Raw genomic sequence first — 15,550 nt, forward strand, 5'->3', positions numbered from 1 at the left:
TTTCATAGCTAACCAGACTGAGGACTTCATGCCCGCCGCAGTGCAACCCGCCCCCAATCCCGGCCCGATGTCGCCGGCGGAGCGGCTCCAGCCGCGCGAAGGCGTCATTTCGCCGTGGCTGCTGGTCGTCCTCGCCCTGCTGAGCGCCGTCGCACCGGTGGCCACCGACCTCTACCTTCCGGCGTTCCCCGAGATGACCGCGGAGTTACAGGCGAGCGCCACCACTGTGCAGCTGACGCTGACGGCGTTCCTGCTCGGGCTGACCTTCGGACAGTTGGTGTTCGGCCCCCTCTCCGACCGACTCGGCCGGCGCCGCCCGCTCGTCGTCGGCGCCCTGCTGTGTGTGGTCGCGAGCATGATCGCGGCCACAGCGCCGAATATCGGCATTCTCATCGCGGCGCGGTTTGCCCAAGGCTTCACCGGCGCCGCCGGCATGGTGATCGGCCGCGCTGTGATCTCCGACCTCACCACCGGTAAGACCGCCGGGCGGGCGTTCAGCCTGATGATGATCGTCGGCGGTGTTGCGCCGGTGGTTGCGCCGTTCGCCGGGGGCCTGCTGGTGAACTCACTCGGCTGGCGCGGCATTCTCTGGGTGGTCTGCGCCATCGCGGTGGCGATGCTGATCTCCATCGTGGCAGTGGTCCGCGAGTCGCACCCCGAAGCGCGCCGAGGCGAGCTGAAAGCCGATGCTGCTCAGGGCATCTCACCGTGGTCTGCGTTACGGTCCCGAACCTACCTCGCCAACACACTGGCCTTCGGGTTCGGCTTCTCGGTGATGATGGCCTATATCTCAGCCTCGCCGTTCGTCTACCAGGTGATGGTGGGCCTCACGCCAATGCAGTACGGCATCGCCTTCGGCGTCAACGCGTTGGGCATGATCACCGTCAGCGCGGTGTCCGCACGGCTGAACCACACCATCTCCAGCGCCAAACTGCTCGGCGTCGGGCTCGGGCTGACCCTGGCTGCGACGCTGGTACTGCTCGCGTTGGTGCTCACCGGCATGCCGGCGCGGCTGATCATGATCCCGATTTTTGTCGCGGTCGCCTGCCAGGGCCTGGTCCTCGGCAATGCCACCGCCTTGGCGTTGTCCGCCGTTCCGCGTGCGGCCGGGTCCGGCTCGGCCGGCCTGGGCGCCCTGCAGTTCGGGCTCGGCGCTGCCGTCTCACCCTTGGTCGGCCTCGGCGGCGAGCACACCGCCCTGCCGCTGGCCGTGGTGATGGTGACGATGACAGTGCTGGCACTGGCGGCCTACCTGGCCGGCCGGCGGGTCAGCTGACCAACGCCGGCTCATGGGCGGCCGAATACTCCTGCCACGCAACCAGAACGGCCTCCAGCTGTTCGGTCGAGTGCCGGCCCAGACCGCACTCGGTGGATATTCCGAACTCGGGCAGGAACTCAGCCGCCAAATCCGCGCGGGTCTTCGCCCCCTGCGCGCCGTCCTCGGCGTGCAGCAGCCCAAGGTAGAACTCGGTGCTGGGCTCCAGCGCCAGATCGGCCAGCGGCTGCCAGTGTGCACGTTTGGTCCAGGCGGCCATCGTTGCCGCCTGAATCGCATCGATGCGCCGGGTTACGTGACGAGACAAACCGTTGGCCAACGCGACGACGGCCGACGCGTCGCGGGGCAGGATGTGCCGTCCGCCGCGGGCGGCGGCCTCCTCGTTGGGCGGTGCACCCATGAACGGCGAGGCACCGAACTTCGAGTCGCCGTAGCACAAATGGAAGGTCAGCTCGGCCTCGGGACGGACCCAGTCGCCCACCCGCCCGGTCGCTGCGAAGATCGGTTCCAGGCTTCCGTAGGGATTGTCGAACCAACCTTCGACTGTCGCGAGCTCGGTCGGTAGATCCCACTGAATAGCCAGGTCAGCGGGTGGAATGGCATCCTGGATCGCATCGACGCTGTGCCGCAACGCCTTCTCGTAGGCATAGGCCACCTGAACGCGGTCGGCGAACTCGACGAACGAGTTCACCGCGTTGAACGGGGTCGGAATCGACACCAGAAACCGCGAATCCGCCGCGAGTACGCCCTCGTCGCGGGCGCGGCGGAAGCTGGCGTACGACTCGGTGGCAATGCTGTGGTAATCCACCGGCCCGAACTCCACTGGCACCCCGGGCCGGGTCCTGACGCGGTCCCCGACGACCTCCAGCGTCGGATTCTTCTGGAAGTGGTCAGCCTGGGTGAACACCCAGTTGGCCCTGTCCCCCGGTTCACCGTCGGGCACCCGGCGGACGCCGGGCTGCAGACGAGAACCAACCAGCCGGAAGGCCTCGTCGACGGTCGGAACATTGATGCTGCCGGTCACGTAGAAGGTGGTCATCGAAACTCCAATGATTGCACTGGTTTACAACAGGACACCGAGGCGCGGCGGGAAGGTGCCGCGCAGCGTGAAATTGCCGAGGTGGACGTATTTCCACCGGGCCGGGTCGTGAAGGGAATGCACCCGAACGTTGCGCCAGTGCCTGTCCAGGGCGAGTGCGCGGTCGGTGGCCGAGGAACCGGCGAGTTCGAGGACCCCGCTGGCGATCTCGACCGCGAACTCCTGGGCCAGCGCTTTAGCCGCCGCCACCTGCAGCGAGGCGGCGGCCGCAGACTCGCGCGTCAGCTCCGGTTCAGCCAGCGCTTTGTCGACGAGTTCCGCACCGTGCGCCAGCAGCGCCTCCAGCGCGAACAACCGCGCGGTGAGCTCACCGAAGCGCCGCACCACGTGTGGTTCCTCGGCCGCCGAATCGACCTGCGCCTCGAACCACGGCCGGCTCCTGGTGCCGACAAATTGCGCACCGTCTTCCAGCGCAGCCCTGGCGATGCCGATGTCGACGGCGGCGTGCAGCGCCTGGTCGAACGCGCCGAGGACCGACGGGTCCGCTGTCACCGGATCGGGTGCCGGCCCCTCATCGAGGACCAGAGCGTCGTCGACCACGACGTTGTCGAAAACCACCTCGCCGCTGGCCGTACCGCGTTGGCCGAACGATGACCACTTCTCCAGATTCAGCGTCACGCCCGGGTCGTCGGTACGGACGAACACCGTTGCACCGTGGGCAGGTTCGGTGCCCGGGATGCGTGCGGCGACACCAATCCACGTCGACCCCAGGGTGCCGGTGGCGTAGTACTTCGTACCGTTGAGCAGCCAGCCCCCCTCGGGCCTGCGCGCCACGGTGGTCAGCCGATCGACCGAGAGGCGGGTGCCACGTTCGACGGTGGCGTTGCCCAGCTGGGCACCGGCCAGGATGTCGGCGAAGATCCGGGGCGCGGGGTCGGTCTGACCCAGTCCCCGTATCGCCGCGCTGAGCACGAAGTGCGCGAGCAACAACTGCCCAACGGCCGAGTCGGCCCGGGACAGGATGCGCAGTACCTCGACCGCGGTGGCCCGCGGCAGGTCTGGACCGCCGTGTTCGGCGGGCACGATGATGCCGAGCAAGCCTGACGACGCGACGGCGCGCAGCTGTTCGGTCGGCAAGGTGCCGTCGATCTCGCGCTGGACGGCGCCGGCGGCGATGTCAGCGGCAACCTCAGCGGCGACTGCCAGCGCGTCGTCGACCGACTGCAGCACAGGGGTTTTCGATTCAATGGTCGTCATACAACTCACTCCTCGGGAAAGGTGTACCGAAATATTAAGGGGCGCTGCGCTATCGGAGAGTAGGCGTCAAGCAACGCTGGATGGGCGTGCAGGAACGCTGTACACGGCATCCGCCGCCAGGCGTGCACCGACGCCCTGCAGGAGCGCGACCAGAGTGGCCAAGGCAGTCCCCTGTCCCGGGGGTGCTGCAGTCGCCACCGCGATACGTCGCGCCGGGCGACGGCCCGCCACCCGGCGCACGGCCACATCTGAGCGGGCGCCGGCGGCGGCAAGCGAAGGCACCAACGACACCCCCAGGTTCGCCGCAACCAGACCCTGCACCGTCGAGTAGTCCTCGGCACGGAACGTCACCGAAGGCTCGAAACCCGCATGACGGCAGGCATTGTGGAAGACGCGGGTGTCCGGACAGGTGCCCGTTGCCGAGCTGACCACCCACTGCTCAGCCGCCAGTGCGGGCAGCGCCACCTCGGCGGCCGCAGCCAACCGGTGATTGGGTGGCAGGACGACGAAGAACTCGTCGTCGTAGACGGGTACAGCCACGACGCCGGTGTACCGGCTGGGCTCACCGGGAACCTCGGTGATCATCGCCGCATCGGCGCCGCCGTTAGCCAGTAGCGCGACCCCGTCGTCGGGGTCGGCATCGACGAGTTGCACCTCGGTGCATGGGTGCCGGGGCCGAAACCTGGCCAATGCTCGCGGCAGGATCGCCGCGGCAGCGCTGGTGAAGGACGCCACCCGGATGAGGTCGGGCCCTGCGGTAACCAGGCTTTGGAGATCCTGCTCGGCCTGGGTTACCGCGTCGAGGATGCGTTCGGCGTGCTCCAGCAGCTTCGTCCCGGCCGGCGTCGGGCGGGCGCCAGAGGGGCCGCGCACCAGAAGAACGGTACCCACGTCACGCTCAAGCGCGGAGATCTGTTGGGACACAGCTGAGGTCGTGTAGTTCAACACCGCGGCGGCAGCACTCAGCGATCCGCAGCGCGCGACCTCCTGCAGTACCCGCAGCCGTCGCACATCGAACATCCTGGCCAAACTAGCCGCTGCCGGCAGAGCTGCCCATGGTTGTGATCAGGGCGAAGTAATCGCCCGCACCCTCAATAGGAAGTGGCCGCGCCGGCCGGTTTGATTCCGTGGTGCAACTCGGCGACGTCGGGGTGCGCACGCGTGCGAGATTTCCACGCGTTCTCGCCGTAGGTGTTGAAAATCGGGTTGTTGGGATCGGCTTCCACACCTCGCGAGCGCGCGGCAAGCTCGGGCGGCAGATCGATGATCGGGATCGTGGCGTCCAGCGCCGGATTGACGAAGTACGGAATGGACACGCGGTCGACGCCGGGCCGCGGTGCCAGCACCCGATGCTGGGTGGCGCGCAGGTACCCACCGGTAGCTACCTCGAGTAGTTCACCGATGTTGACGACGAACGCCCCGGCCAGCGGCGGTACGTCAAGCCACCGTCCGTCGGCCAGCTCCACCTGCAGCCCCGTCGAATCGGACTCGAGCAACAGTAAGGTGAGGACACCGGAATCCTTGTGGGCACCAACGCCTTGCGCGTAATCGTCGCGGCCGGGATACCGCACTACCTTGATCAGGGTGGCAGGCTTGTCGGCGAACGCGGGATCGAACGTGTCCTCGGCGGCGCCGAGGGACACCGCCCAGTGCCGCAGCAGTCGCAACCCCACTCCGGACAGGTTGGCATCCCAGCGTTCGAACGCGGCGCGAAAGCTGGCCGGGGTGGCTGGCCACAAATTGGGCCCCTGCAGCCGCCAGTATCCGGCGGCGCCGTCGATCGTCGGGCGTTGTGGCCCGATGTCGATCTGCTCGCGCCAGTCCACCTTGCCGTTGGTGAGTTCACCGCCGAGGCGGGAGTAGCCGCGAAACTGCGGGCTCTTCAGCTGGCTGATCTCGTTCTTGGCCTCCAGCGGTAGCGCAAAGAACGTCCGCGCGAGCGCCAGCACCTCTTCTATCTGAGCGTCCGGGACACCGTGGCCGACCAGATAGAAGAAGCCGATGTCGTGGGCGGCTTCGCGCAACCGGGCGCGGAATGCGTCTGCATCACGGTCGGCTTCGGCGAGGTCGAGTACGGGCAACACGAGAGCCATTGTGGGCCAATGTGGTGTCTGCGCGCCACAGGCGTTCACGACAACTGAACGGGTGTGAAGCAATCACGGTGCTTCGATTTCTTGCCAAGCCGGCACACCGGCGCGAACCATGGTCCCCATGAGCTATCGCACTGTCGACACGTCACGCCGGGTGATCGATCTGGCCACCGGGATTCTGGTGGGCCTGCGCGGGTGTTCGGAACGCGACGCGTTCGCCGAACTCGTGGCGGTGGTTCAGCGCACGGGCATCGGTCTCGGCAGCATCGCGCGGGCACTGGTGGCAATCGCCGGGTCCTCGGATGACTCGGTGCCCTACCAGGCAGAGGCATTCGATGCCTGGGCGGACCTGCTGGCGGCACGAGCGGTTGCCGCCGCGGCGCACTAGACTCGGGGGCGGCGGAACGTTGGGAGCACCATGACCACAGCCGAGGACACCACACCTGCGACCTTTACGGACGCGTGGATTGAGTGGCATCGCGAGCGGGAGCACTACTACGGCGATCCACTCGGCTGGGTGAGTCTGACCGGCTTGTACTGGCTCACAGATGAATTCACCTCAGTCGCCGACCTCCCCGGTCGGTGGCGAGCCGACGCCGAGGCCGTCTATATCGAAGGCATCGACGGGACCGAAACGCTGCAACCGGCCGAAGGTGCACCGGGACTGCTCGTCGAGTCCGGCGACCGGCGAATCGAGGTCATCCGCCGAACAGGTTCGGTCGCGCTGCGCGTGCACGACCCAGCATCGCCCCACCTGTCGGAATTCCAGGGCATTCCCGCCTACGCACCGGACGAACGGTGGCGAGTGCCGGGCAGGTTCACCCCGCATCCGCAGCCGAAGGTCGTCACAACAGGGGCCGTCGTCGAAGGCCTCGAACACCACCACACCGCGGTCGGTGTCATCGACTTCGAACTGTCCGGTACCGCTTTGCGTTTAGTCGCGTTCGGCCGCCCTGACGGCAGTCTCCATGTGCTCTTCACCGACGCCACCAGCGGAGTGACCACGTACCCGGCCGCCAGGGGGCTCGGCGTCGACGAGCCGGACACCGACGGCGCGGTCACCCTGGACTTCAACCGGGCGTCGAACCTGCCCTGCGCGTTCACCGACTATGCGACATGCCCGGTTGCGCCCGCGGAGAACCGGTTGTCCGTCGCGATCGAGGCTGGCGAGAAGAACCCCCGCTGAGCGGAATGCAGTCGGGATAGTCGGGACCCACCGTTTCCGGCCCGGTCCACAGTTTCTCCAGCCCAATAGTTTTGACACTTTCACTGTCGAGATAAACGCGCGGTGAGCAGAACTGGGTGCCGCAGGGCCTTCACAGCATGTTCGGCGGATTTCGGGATCTCCGCGCCGGGCCGGCGGAGCTTGGCGGTTGAGCCGACACCGGCGAAAGGCGCCTATCATCACCCGATGTCGACACGGGGATCCCAGCATTCGCCAGCGCGCCGGACACGGTCGGACCGCATCGTCGTCGGCGGCGGAGGGTTCAGCGGACCGTACCGTGGCTTCTTGCGTTGGGACCGCTATTGCGGGGTACCCACGCGGGCCGAAGAAGAGTGTCAACTGCAGCTGGAATACATGATCTGACCGTCGAGGAGGGAGTAGGTAGTCTCCGATCCTGCAGCGGTACAGCACTTTCCACAGATTCTTGTTCATCCACAGATGATTTTCGCGCGACTATTGTGTCGGTGGGTAGGAATCGTATTCGACACATGGGTTCGATCGTTGGTCTGCTGGATGCGCTCGACGAGGTTGTCGGGGAGCTGGCCGCGGTCGATTTCCAGATTGTGCCTGCGCCGGAGCGGTTTGCGGTCTTGGAGCGGGTGGAAACGGTCCAGCGTCGTCTGAGGGCGGTGTCTCATGCCGGGGTCGCTCGGTTGGAGCGGTTCGAGGGCTGCCCGCCGCTGCGGATCGCGTTGGCTGATGTGTTGCCGATCAGCCCGACCGAGGCGCGACGCCGGATCCGCGATGCCGAGCAGTTGGCGCCGCGGACGGCGTTGACCGGTGAGTTGTTGCCGCCGGTGCTGCCCGAGACGGCGAAGGCCTGGCAGGCCGGGCAACTCGATGGCGAACACCTCGAGGTAATTCAGAAGTTCGTCCATGCGTTGCCCAGCCATGTGCCGCCGGTTGAGGTGGAACTGGCCGAGAAGTCGTTGGCCGAGCATGCGGTGAACCTGCGCCCCGATCAGTTGGCCAAGGTGGCCACCCAGTTGAGTCTGGTGCTCAACCCCGACGGAATATTCTCCGACAGAGACCGTGCACGACAGCGCGGCTTCACCTGGGGTCGGCGCCGCGCTGACGGCATGCGGGAGGGCAAGCTGGTCGCTGACCCGGAGTTGCAGGCCGAGATGGAACCCTGGTTCGCGAAATTCGCCGCCCCAGGGATGTGCAACCCCGACGACGAGAACCCCACCGTGTTCGGTGCACCCACCGACGGGGCTGCCGTGCGGGATTCGCGCAGTCACGCCCAGCGCCAACACGATGCCCTCACAGCACTCGTCCGCGCCCGGTTGGGAGATCCGAAACTCGGTCAGCACAACGGGTTACCGGTCACCGTGATCGCGACCGCCACCCTGCAAGACCTGCACGCCAAGACCGGCCACGCCGTCACCGCCGGCGGCACCCTGCTCCCGATCCCTGACCTGATTCGGATGGCCACCCACGCCTACCACTACCTCGCCCTCTTCGACGGGATCAACGGGCGCGCGTTGTGGCTGGGCCGCACCAAACGCATCGCCACCGCCGATCAACGAATCATCCTGCACGCCAGGGATCGTGGGTGTACTCGACCGGGCTGTGATGCCCCCGGCTATCACAGCGTGGTCCATCACGCCGCCCAAGACTGGAAAAACGGCGGCACCACCGACATCAACGACCTCACCCTGGCCTGCAACCCCGACAACGAGCTCGTCGAAACCGGCGGCTGGGACACCCGAATACTGCCCAACGGTCAAACCGAGTGGATCCCACCACCCGGACTACCCATGCTCAAAAGCGGCATCAACGACTACCACCACCCCGAAAGACTGTTAGCCAACGACAGCGACCCACCATCCGACGACGCAGGCGCGGCCTAACCCGAGTCTTCGACCACCACATCGACGGGCCGCTGGGTCCGTTCCGCTCGATCGTCCGACTAATTGCCCTGTCCCCCACGGCCGAGTGACGCCAGATCAGCGACCGGATCGATGCGGTTGATCAGCCAGTCGCCGAGGATGCGCGCCTTGTAGACCCGGGGGTTGTGCGACGCCAGCGTGCGGGCGTTCTTCCAATGCCGGTCCAGACCGCGGCGTTCGGACACTCCAGATGCACCGAGCGCGTCGAAGATCTTCGTCGTGGCCGACAGCGCCGCCGCGATGATCACCAGCTGGGCTTGGTCGACGGCCACTTCTGCATCGATCAGCAACCGGCGCGCACTCGTCTCGTCGCCGACCAGCCGACCGGCCACAATACGGTCGAGCGCTGCGGTGCTACGGGACAGCGCCGCCTCGGCGGCGAACACATCAGCCGACACCTCGCCGACCACCTGCAGCAGTTGCGGATCGAACGACGGAACGGGCGTCAATCCCTGCGGGTAATTGCGGACTCGTTCGGCCAGGGCGACCGAACCGTCACGCAGCGCGGCCTTGGTGATTCCAGTCAGCACCGCGTGCATGGCGGTCTGATAAAAGTGCGCCTGGTAGCCGAACCGTTCGGTGGCCGGGAAGACATTCCCGGGCTCGGCGCGCGCCCGCTCGTACCGCGCGGTGCCACTGGCGGTGGTGCGCTGACCGAACCCGTCCCAGTCGTCGACGAGCGTCACTCCCGGATCGTCGCGGCGCACCAGCGCTGTCACCAGCGTGCCGTCATCACCGCGTCCGAGCACATCAAGCCAGTCGGCGTAAAGGCTCCCGGTGGCATAGTATTTCGCGCCGTTGACCACCCAGTGGTCGTCCTCGGCGGTGATGGTGGAGGTCAGATTGTCCAGGGTGACATTATTGGCCTCGGTCCAGCCGCCACCGACGAATTCACCGGCAAGGAACCGCTTGATCCAGGTGTCGTTCGTATCGGTTTGAGGTGCGTTGAGCCGATCCTCGACGAACGCGAGATGGTTGCGCCAGATGTGCGCGACGTTGGGATCCGCCTGGGCCAGCTCGGCCAGCAGCGCGAAGGTCTGCTCCAGCGAGGCGCCAAACCCACCGTGGATGACCGGAATTCGCACCGTGCCGAAGTCGACGTCGGCCAGCCAGCGGACCTGCTCATGCGGGAATACCCGATCACGTTCCCGCTCGAGGTTGCCCTGGGCGATCTTGTCGAACACCGGCCGGAAGACCGAGAACAGGCCTTCGTCGGAGGCGGTTGGGTCCACCAAATACGTCGCACTCACTGTCGAACCCCTGCATTGTCGATGCGATATGAGTATTGCTCCTCGACCGCGACGTACCCGAGGCGGCGGTAGAGCAGGTGCGCCTTGCTGCGGTTGTTGATGTCGGTGCCCAATGAGGCGACGGTCAACCCACGCCGCAGGGCGGCCAGCCAGATCTTCTGCAACAGCAACTCGCCGATGCCGTGCCGGCGCAAGTCCGGGCGCACCCCGATGTAATCGGTATGCGCGCTGAGTTCTTGGGCTCCGGCCACCCCAGAGGTGAACGTCGAACCCAGCACGTAGCCGACGACCTCCCCCGCCTCGTCCAGCGCAGCGATGCTGAAATCGGGCGTGAACGCCCGGCTGGCGATGTGGTGCTCCCAGTCCTCCGGACTCTTGGCCATATTGCCGAAATGCTCGAGGAAGGTGCTGTGCTGGAGTCGCCGGACCTGCTCGCCCAAGCCTCTGTTGATGACCTCCGGCCAGCTGATCACCGTAATGCCCGGCGCGCCGGAGCTCTCCAGCGCAGCACGGTCCTCTCCATGCAGCGGCTTGCGGGTACGAATGAACTCGGCTTCGCGCACAGCGCCACGCCGCTTCAGCGCATCGATGACCACGGGCTGATTGGCGCCGACGATCACCCGCAGATACGCCCCCGGCACGGCCGCGGCCTCCCGCTCAAACCGGTTCACTCCAGCGCGCACGACGTCGTCGATGATGTCGGAGGAGACATCGGGATCGATGACGTAGTCGCCGATGATTTCCGGCTCGGCACCGTGCGGACGATGCACGGCGGAGTAGCCGCGGACTCGTCCCGAAGCATCGCGCAACACCGCCGCCTCGAATGCCGACGCCAGCTGCTCGGCGACGTCGCGGGAATCGGCCGCGAACTTACGCCCGCTCAGCCCATAAGTGGTGGCCAGGAAGTCGGCGATCAGGGGATGGTCGGCGGTGCTGACCGGTGTCACCGACCAGTTCCCGGTCACCGTGACATCGAGCAATGTCATCGGATGCTCCTCGGAGCCGGTACCGAAATCCCTACCAGCGTCGCCTCATTGAGCCATGTCAGGGCGATCTCGGGGCGTGCATCGACCGGGACGACCGGTGCGCTCGCCCGCAGAAAACCCTCACGAAGCGCCGAGGCGATATCCCGTAGCCGGCTCATGGTGCCACCACCTCCTTGCCCTTGTCCTTGTCGCGGTCCGCCCGGGGGTCCTCGTGGCTCAGTACGTCGAGAATCCCCTCGTCGATGAGCCGCTGTTGTTCGGCCTCCGACAGCGTCTGGATACTGCCGAGTCGCGCGGCCACCTCAGGGCGAGTCGCCCGCAGGTACCAGAACCAGAGCAGACCCACGAAGAGCAGCCCGAAGAAGACGAACGGCAGGATGTTGAAGGGGAACTCGGGGACCGGGAAGAAGTTGGAGAAGATCACGTAGCCGATTCCGAGCGCGGCGGCCACCGAGATGACCAGCCGAGTGGTGTTGAGTGCCTTGATCTTTCGCAACCAGATCGGGGTGGCAATGACCACCAGCAGATAGCTGACCAGGAATCCCCAGTTAGCGACGTAACCACCGTAAACGTCGAACACCAGCCTGCCCACCGAGCTGAAGGTGGCTGTCACCGAGAACACGAAGGCCAGCGCGCCGACCAGCGCGATACCCACCCACGGCGTCCGGTGCTTGGCATGAACCTTCGTCAGCGCGCTCGGTAGCGCACCCTCGTGGGCAAGGGTGAACAGCGAGCGGGCCGCTGCGGTGGTGACCGCGGTGACGAACACGATGAACGCGATGGCCACCGCAGCACTCACCACGTAGTTGACCCACGACACGCCGGTCACGTCGGCCAGCTGCGGCAGGACCGCCTTGTCACCGTTGATGTCACCGAAATGCAGGATCTGCGGGTAGGTGGCGAAGATGTACAGCACACCGATCAGCAGCACGACCCGCAACAGGGAGCGCGCAATGTTCTGGTGCGCATTCTTGGCTTCCGCGCCGAGCGAGGCGACACTCTCGAAGCCCGCATAGGAGCCGACGGCGGTGACGGCGGCGATGAACGTCGCACTCGACCCCAAGTGCGCAAGGCTGAACTGCTCGGTGTCGATGTGGAAGCCATAGCTGACGTAGGAGGCCACGATGATCACCAGGATCGAGGCGATCGCCACCACCTCGAAGGCGAGCTCGTACTTGGCGGCGATGGCCACACCCCGGAACGGCAGGTACGTCGCCGCGGCCACCACGACGATCACCAGGAGTAAGCGGAACCACGTGGCCTGCGAGCCCAAACCGATGGACTCCAAGAACGAGTCCAGGTACAGCACTCCGCCGAGGGTCCCGGTGATTGCGAAACCGATGTAGCCCAGCAACAAGCTGAAGCCGGCCGCATAGGCGAATCCAGGGCCAAGACCGTTCCCGGTGTAGGTGCCCAGCGAGCCCGACGACACGGTGCGCCTGGCCTGGAAACTGATCGTCGTCGCGATGAGGATCGTCAGCGCCAGACCGACGATCACCGCCCAGGAGGCGCCCTCGCCGGCGGCGACGAACAACGAGTACGGCACCACGGCCACGGCGACGCTCGGCGCCGCCGCCGCGAGGCCCTGGGCGAAGACGCCCCACGGCCCCAATGCTTCTCGTTCGAGCCCGGTCGACTCCGCGGCGGTCAGTGAGCGGCCGCCGAGGCCGAATTGTGGTGTGGACATGAAGCCGCCTTCCCGCCCGCGTGCGCCATCAGCGCCACGCATTCGCTTGGCACGCAGGGATTTAACGTAGTGTTGATGTACCTGACACGGTGCCGGAAAATGGCCCCCTGCGTCAGTTATCGGATCGCCGAGATTCTTTTCCGCGGCGCCGCGCCGGGGTGCTCGTCGGGCAGCAGTGCCGTACCGTTCGGAAACAGCCTCTGCCGCAACGTATCCGAACGGTCCGCACTCACCAACCCGCGCCGCCGCAGCTCAGGGATGAGGAACTCGGCAACGTCAGCGAAGCTGCCGGGTGTGACGTGGTAGGCGATGTTGAACCCGTCGACCCCGGTTTCGGCGGCGAAGTCGGCCAGCCCGTCCGCGACGGTCGAGGCGTCACCCACGAACAGCGGGCCGCCGAATCCGCCGAGACCGCCGACATAGTCACGCAAGGTGATCCGCTGCCGAAGCCCGTCGGAATCGTCCACTGAGGCCAGGATGGACTGGCTGGCATCGGTGTCGAACTGCTCGATCGGCCGGTCGACACCGTAGGTCGACCAGTCCACCCCGCTCAGCGCCGACAGCAGGACCAGACCACCTTCGAGGTCGGCATAGCGGGACAGTTCGTCGGCCTTGGCCTGCGCCGCGCGTTGCGTGCTGTCGACGACGATCTCGACCGAGCTCAGAAACCGCACCGAGTCCGGGCTGCGACCGTGACTCACAGCACGGCGGCGCACGTCGTCCACCCGCGATCGCACGACAGCTGGCCGCGGATCGGACAAGAAGACGATCTCAGCGTTGCGAGCCGCGAATTCTCTTCCTGCGGTGGATGATCCGGCCTGGAACAGCACCGGCGTGCGCTGCGGAGATGGCTCCACCAGATGCGCTCCGGGCACGCTGAAGTATTGGCCCTCATGGCCGATCGGATGCACCTTGGTCGCATCGGTGAACACCCCGTTGGCGCGGTCACGCACCACGGCTGCGTCCTCCCAGGAGCCTTCCCACAGCTTGTAGGTGACATCGAGGAACTCCTGCGCGATGGCGTAGCGCTCATCGTGCGGAATCTGGCGCTGTCGCCCGATGATGTTGCGAGCAGCGCTGTCCAGCAGCGACGTGACGATGTTCCAGCCGATCCGGCCGCCGGTAAGATGATCCAGGGTGCTGAACTTGCGGGCCAGCAGGTAGGGACTCTCGTAAGTGGTCGACACGGTGATACCGAAGCCCAGCCGCCGGGTTGCGGCGGCCATCGCCGACACCGCGAGCAACGGGTCGGTGACCGGGGTCTGCACACCGTGTGTCAGCGCGGCGTTCGCACTGCCGCCGAACACGTCGAGCTGGCCGACCGCGTCGGCGATGAACAACAGGTCGAATCCGCCGTCGTCGAGCAGGCGCGCCAGATCCACCCAGTAGTTGAGGCTGGTGTACTGCGCGGTCCTGTCCTGCGGATGGCGCCACATGCCGAAGTTGCCGTGCGACACCGTCGACATCGAGAACGCCGACAACACAAATGGCGCTGGCACCCTCATGCCGACGCCTCTTGGCGTTCCGGAACGGACAGGCCCAGGTGCGAGCGCAACGTCGTGCCCCCGTACTCGTGTCGGAACAGCCCGCGCTTGCGCAGCACCGGGACCACCTGGTCGACGAAATCGTCGAGCTGTCCGGGCAGCCCGGAATCAGTCAGTACGAACCCGTCGGCGGCATGAGATCTGAACCATGCCTCGATCTCATCGGCGATCTGCTCCGGTGTGCCGATGACCTGGGCACCCCAGCCATTGATGGTGCGGTACAGGAACTCTCGCACGGTCGGATTGCCTTCCTTCGCCAGTGCACGGTAGCCGGCCAGGGCCGTTTGATGGGTTTCAGTGCTTTCGGGAAACGCCGTACTCGGCACCGGGCCGTCCAGGTCGGCTCCGACCACATCGACGTCGACCTCGAGCAGCCAGCCGGCCTGGTACTCGGGACTGAAATACTCGAATGCCGCCTGTTCGATGCGGCGAACCTCGTCCTCGCCTGCGCCGACGATGAACCTCAGCGACGGGGTGATCAGCGGTGGGGCCGGCCGGCCGACTCGGCGGGCCTCGGCATGAACCTGGCGGTAGAACTCCTGCGCACGAGCGATTGTGCCCTGCCCGGTGAAGATCACTTCTGCGTGCCGTGCTGCGAACTGCCGGCCGCGCGGGGACGATCCGGCCTGAAAGATCACCGGCCGCCCCTGCACCGACCGGGCGGCGCCGATCGGACCCGCGACCTGGAAGTGTGGGCCCTGGTGGTCGGCCACCTGAATCGCACTGACGTCGTTGAAGACGCCTCGTCCGCGGTCCTCGACGATAGTCTCGGCCCCCCAGCCGTCCCAGAGCTTCTTGACGACCTCGATTGCCTCGTCGGCGATCTCGTAGCGGGTGTCGTGCTCGATCACTCCCCTGCCGCCGAAATTCGCTGCCGCGGCGTGGGCAAAGCTGGTCACCAGGTTCCACCCGGCCCGGCCACCGCTGAGATGGTCCAGCGACAGCAATTGCCGGGCAAGGTGATAGGGATGGGCCAGCGTCGCCGACCCGGTGACCACCAGGCCGATATGCTCGGTCACCGATGACAGGGCCGCCGTCGCGGTCAGTGGCTCAAAGTCCTCAGTTGTCTTGTACGCCCAGGTTTCCCGTGGACCGAAGTTGAGCCCGTCGGGGAAGAACAGCGCGTCGAAGGTGCCCCTCTCGGCGGTCTGGGCACGCTCGATGAGCCGTCGACGCACCGCCGCGGTGCTGTTGTCGATCTGGGGGTGACGCCAGGGGCCCGCCGACCGGGTGCTGCCGAAAGTCAGGAGGTGCACTTCGCGGGACACCTGGGCAGCCTAAGGCCGTGCGTGCTCGACACACAC

Annotated in this window: 14 protein-coding genes; 4 read left to right on the forward strand and 10 right to left on the reverse strand. The window is 66.4% G+C overall.

Annotation, left to right across the window (positions count from 1 at the left end; genetic code table 11):
• The first annotated feature begins 28 nt into the window (after positions 1-28).
• Positions 29-1,276, forward strand: coding sequence for a multidrug effflux MFS transporter (locus G6N38_RS00595; protein WP_322790550.1), 1,248 nt, complete (start codon positions 29-31; stop codon positions 1,274-1,276).
• Here the strand turns inward: G6N38_RS00595 and G6N38_RS00600 are convergent.
• The 4 genes from G6N38_RS00600 to G6N38_RS00615 form a co-directional block, all read right to left on the reverse strand.
• Entirely contained in the window at positions 1,269-2,315 is a 1,047-nt protein-coding gene (locus tag G6N38_RS00600; protein WP_163745777.1) for a hypothetical protein, read from the reverse strand. The genes G6N38_RS00595 and G6N38_RS00600 overlap by 8 nt on opposite strands.
• Before the next feature lie 24 nt (positions 2,316-2,339).
• On the reverse strand, positions 2,340-3,572 hold the full coding sequence (locus tag G6N38_RS00605) for an acyl-CoA dehydrogenase family protein (RefSeq protein WP_163745778.1): 1,233 nt from the start codon (positions 3,570-3,572) through the stop codon (positions 2,340-2,342).
• 66 nt (positions 3,573-3,638) lie between these two features.
• Entirely contained in the window at positions 3,639-4,592 is a 954-nt protein-coding gene (locus G6N38_RS00610; protein WP_163745779.1) for a LysR family transcriptional regulator, read from the reverse strand.
• A gap of 71 nt (positions 4,593-4,663) precedes the next feature.
• A complete protein-coding gene (locus tag G6N38_RS00615; RefSeq protein ID WP_163751720.1) occupies positions 4,664-5,656 on the reverse strand; it encodes an isopenicillin N synthase family dioxygenase in 993 nt (330 codons plus the stop codon).
• Positions 5,657-5,783: 127 nt separating this feature from the next.
• Between G6N38_RS00615 and G6N38_RS00620 the strand changes: the two genes are divergently transcribed.
• The 3 genes from G6N38_RS00620 (at position 5,784) to G6N38_RS00630 (ending at position 8,740) form a co-directional block, all read left to right on the forward strand.
• Positions 5,784-6,050, forward strand: coding sequence for an ANTAR domain-containing protein (locus G6N38_RS00620; RefSeq protein WP_163745780.1), 267 nt, complete (start codon positions 5,784-5,786; stop codon positions 6,048-6,050).
• Positions 6,051-6,080: 30 nt separating this feature from the next.
• A complete protein-coding gene (locus G6N38_RS00625) occupies positions 6,081-6,848 on the forward strand; it encodes a DUF1684 domain-containing protein (RefSeq protein WP_163745781.1) in 768 nt (255 codons plus the stop codon).
• 527 nt (positions 6,849-7,375) lie between these two features.
• Positions 7,376-8,740, forward strand: a complete 1,365-nt coding sequence (locus G6N38_RS00630) for an HNH endonuclease signature motif containing protein (RefSeq protein WP_163745782.1) — start codon at positions 7,376-7,378, stop codon at positions 8,738-8,740.
• Between the two features lie 59 nt (positions 8,741-8,799).
• Here the strand turns inward: G6N38_RS00630 and G6N38_RS00635 are convergent, their stop codons facing one another.
• From G6N38_RS00635 to G6N38_RS00660, 6 genes are all read right to left on the reverse strand, one after another.
• Positions 8,800-10,029, reverse strand: coding sequence for an acyl-CoA dehydrogenase family protein (locus G6N38_RS00635; protein WP_163745783.1), 1,230 nt, complete (start codon positions 10,027-10,029; stop codon positions 8,800-8,802).
• Entirely contained in the window at positions 10,026-11,015 is a 990-nt protein-coding gene (locus G6N38_RS00640) for a GNAT family N-acetyltransferase (protein ID WP_163745784.1), read from the reverse strand. The genes G6N38_RS00635 and G6N38_RS00640 overlap by 4 nt, the downstream gene beginning before the upstream one ends.
• A complete protein-coding gene (locus G6N38_RS00645; protein ID WP_163745785.1) occupies positions 11,012-11,173 on the reverse strand; it encodes a hypothetical protein in 162 nt (53 codons plus the stop codon). The genes G6N38_RS00640 and G6N38_RS00645 overlap by 4 nt, the downstream gene beginning before the upstream one ends.
• A complete protein-coding gene (locus G6N38_RS00650; RefSeq protein ID WP_163745786.1) occupies positions 11,170-12,702 on the reverse strand; it encodes an APC family permease in 1,533 nt (510 codons plus the stop codon). The genes G6N38_RS00645 and G6N38_RS00650 overlap by 4 nt, the downstream gene beginning before the upstream one ends.
• A 116-nt stretch (positions 12,703-12,818) precedes the next feature.
• Positions 12,819-14,201 (reverse strand): NtaA/DmoA family FMN-dependent monooxygenase, encoded by a 1,383-nt coding sequence (locus tag G6N38_RS00655; protein WP_163751721.1) that lies wholly within the window; start codon positions 14,199-14,201, stop codon positions 12,819-12,821.
• Positions 14,202-14,203: 2 nt separating this feature from the next.
• Positions 14,204-15,514 (reverse strand): NtaA/DmoA family FMN-dependent monooxygenase, encoded by a 1,311-nt coding sequence (locus tag G6N38_RS00660; protein ID WP_163745787.1) that lies wholly within the window; start codon positions 15,512-15,514, stop codon positions 14,204-14,206.
• Positions 15,515-15,550: the final 36 nt, after the last annotated feature.

The organism is Mycolicibacterium helvum, from assembly GCF_010731895.1.
GTDB lineage: Bacteria > Actinomycetota > Actinomycetes > Mycobacteriales > Mycobacteriaceae > Mycobacterium > Mycobacterium helvum.

What these genes read in the sequence shown, in the direction of transcription:
- G6N38_RS00595 (WP_322790550.1), top strand. Translation starts at nt 29, where the DNA reads ATGCCCGCCGCAGTGCAACCCGCCCCCAATCCCGGCCCGATGTCGCCG.
- G6N38_RS00600 (WP_163745777.1), bottom strand. Translation starts at nt 2,315, where the DNA reads ATGACCACCTTCTACGTGACCGGCAGCATCAATGTTCCGACCGTCGAC.
- G6N38_RS00605 (WP_163745778.1), bottom strand. Translation starts at nt 3,572, where the DNA reads ATGACGACCATTGAATCGAAAACCCCTGTGCTGCAGTCGGTCGACGAC.
- G6N38_RS00610 (WP_163745779.1), bottom strand. Translation starts at nt 4,592, where the DNA reads ATGTTCGATGTGCGACGGCTGCGGGTACTGCAGGAGGTCGCGCGCTGC.
- G6N38_RS00620 (WP_163745780.1), top strand. Translation starts at nt 5,784, where the DNA reads ATGAGCTATCGCACTGTCGACACGTCACGCCGGGTGATCGATCTGGCC.
- G6N38_RS00625 (WP_163745781.1), top strand. Translation starts at nt 6,081, where the DNA reads ATGACCACAGCCGAGGACACCACACCTGCGACCTTTACGGACGCGTGG.
- G6N38_RS00630 (WP_163745782.1), top strand. Translation starts at nt 7,376, where the DNA reads ATGGGTTCGATCGTTGGTCTGCTGGATGCGCTCGACGAGGTTGTCGGG.
- G6N38_RS00640 (WP_163745784.1), bottom strand. Translation starts at nt 11,015, where the DNA reads ATGACATTGCTCGATGTCACGGTGACCGGGAACTGGTCGGTGACACCG.
- G6N38_RS00645 (WP_163745785.1), bottom strand. Translation starts at nt 11,173, where the DNA reads ATGAGCCGGCTACGGGATATCGCCTCGGCGCTTCGTGAGGGTTTTCTG.
- G6N38_RS00650 (WP_163745786.1), bottom strand. Translation starts at nt 12,702, where the DNA reads ATGTCCACACCACAATTCGGCCTCGGCGGCCGCTCACTGACCGCCGCG.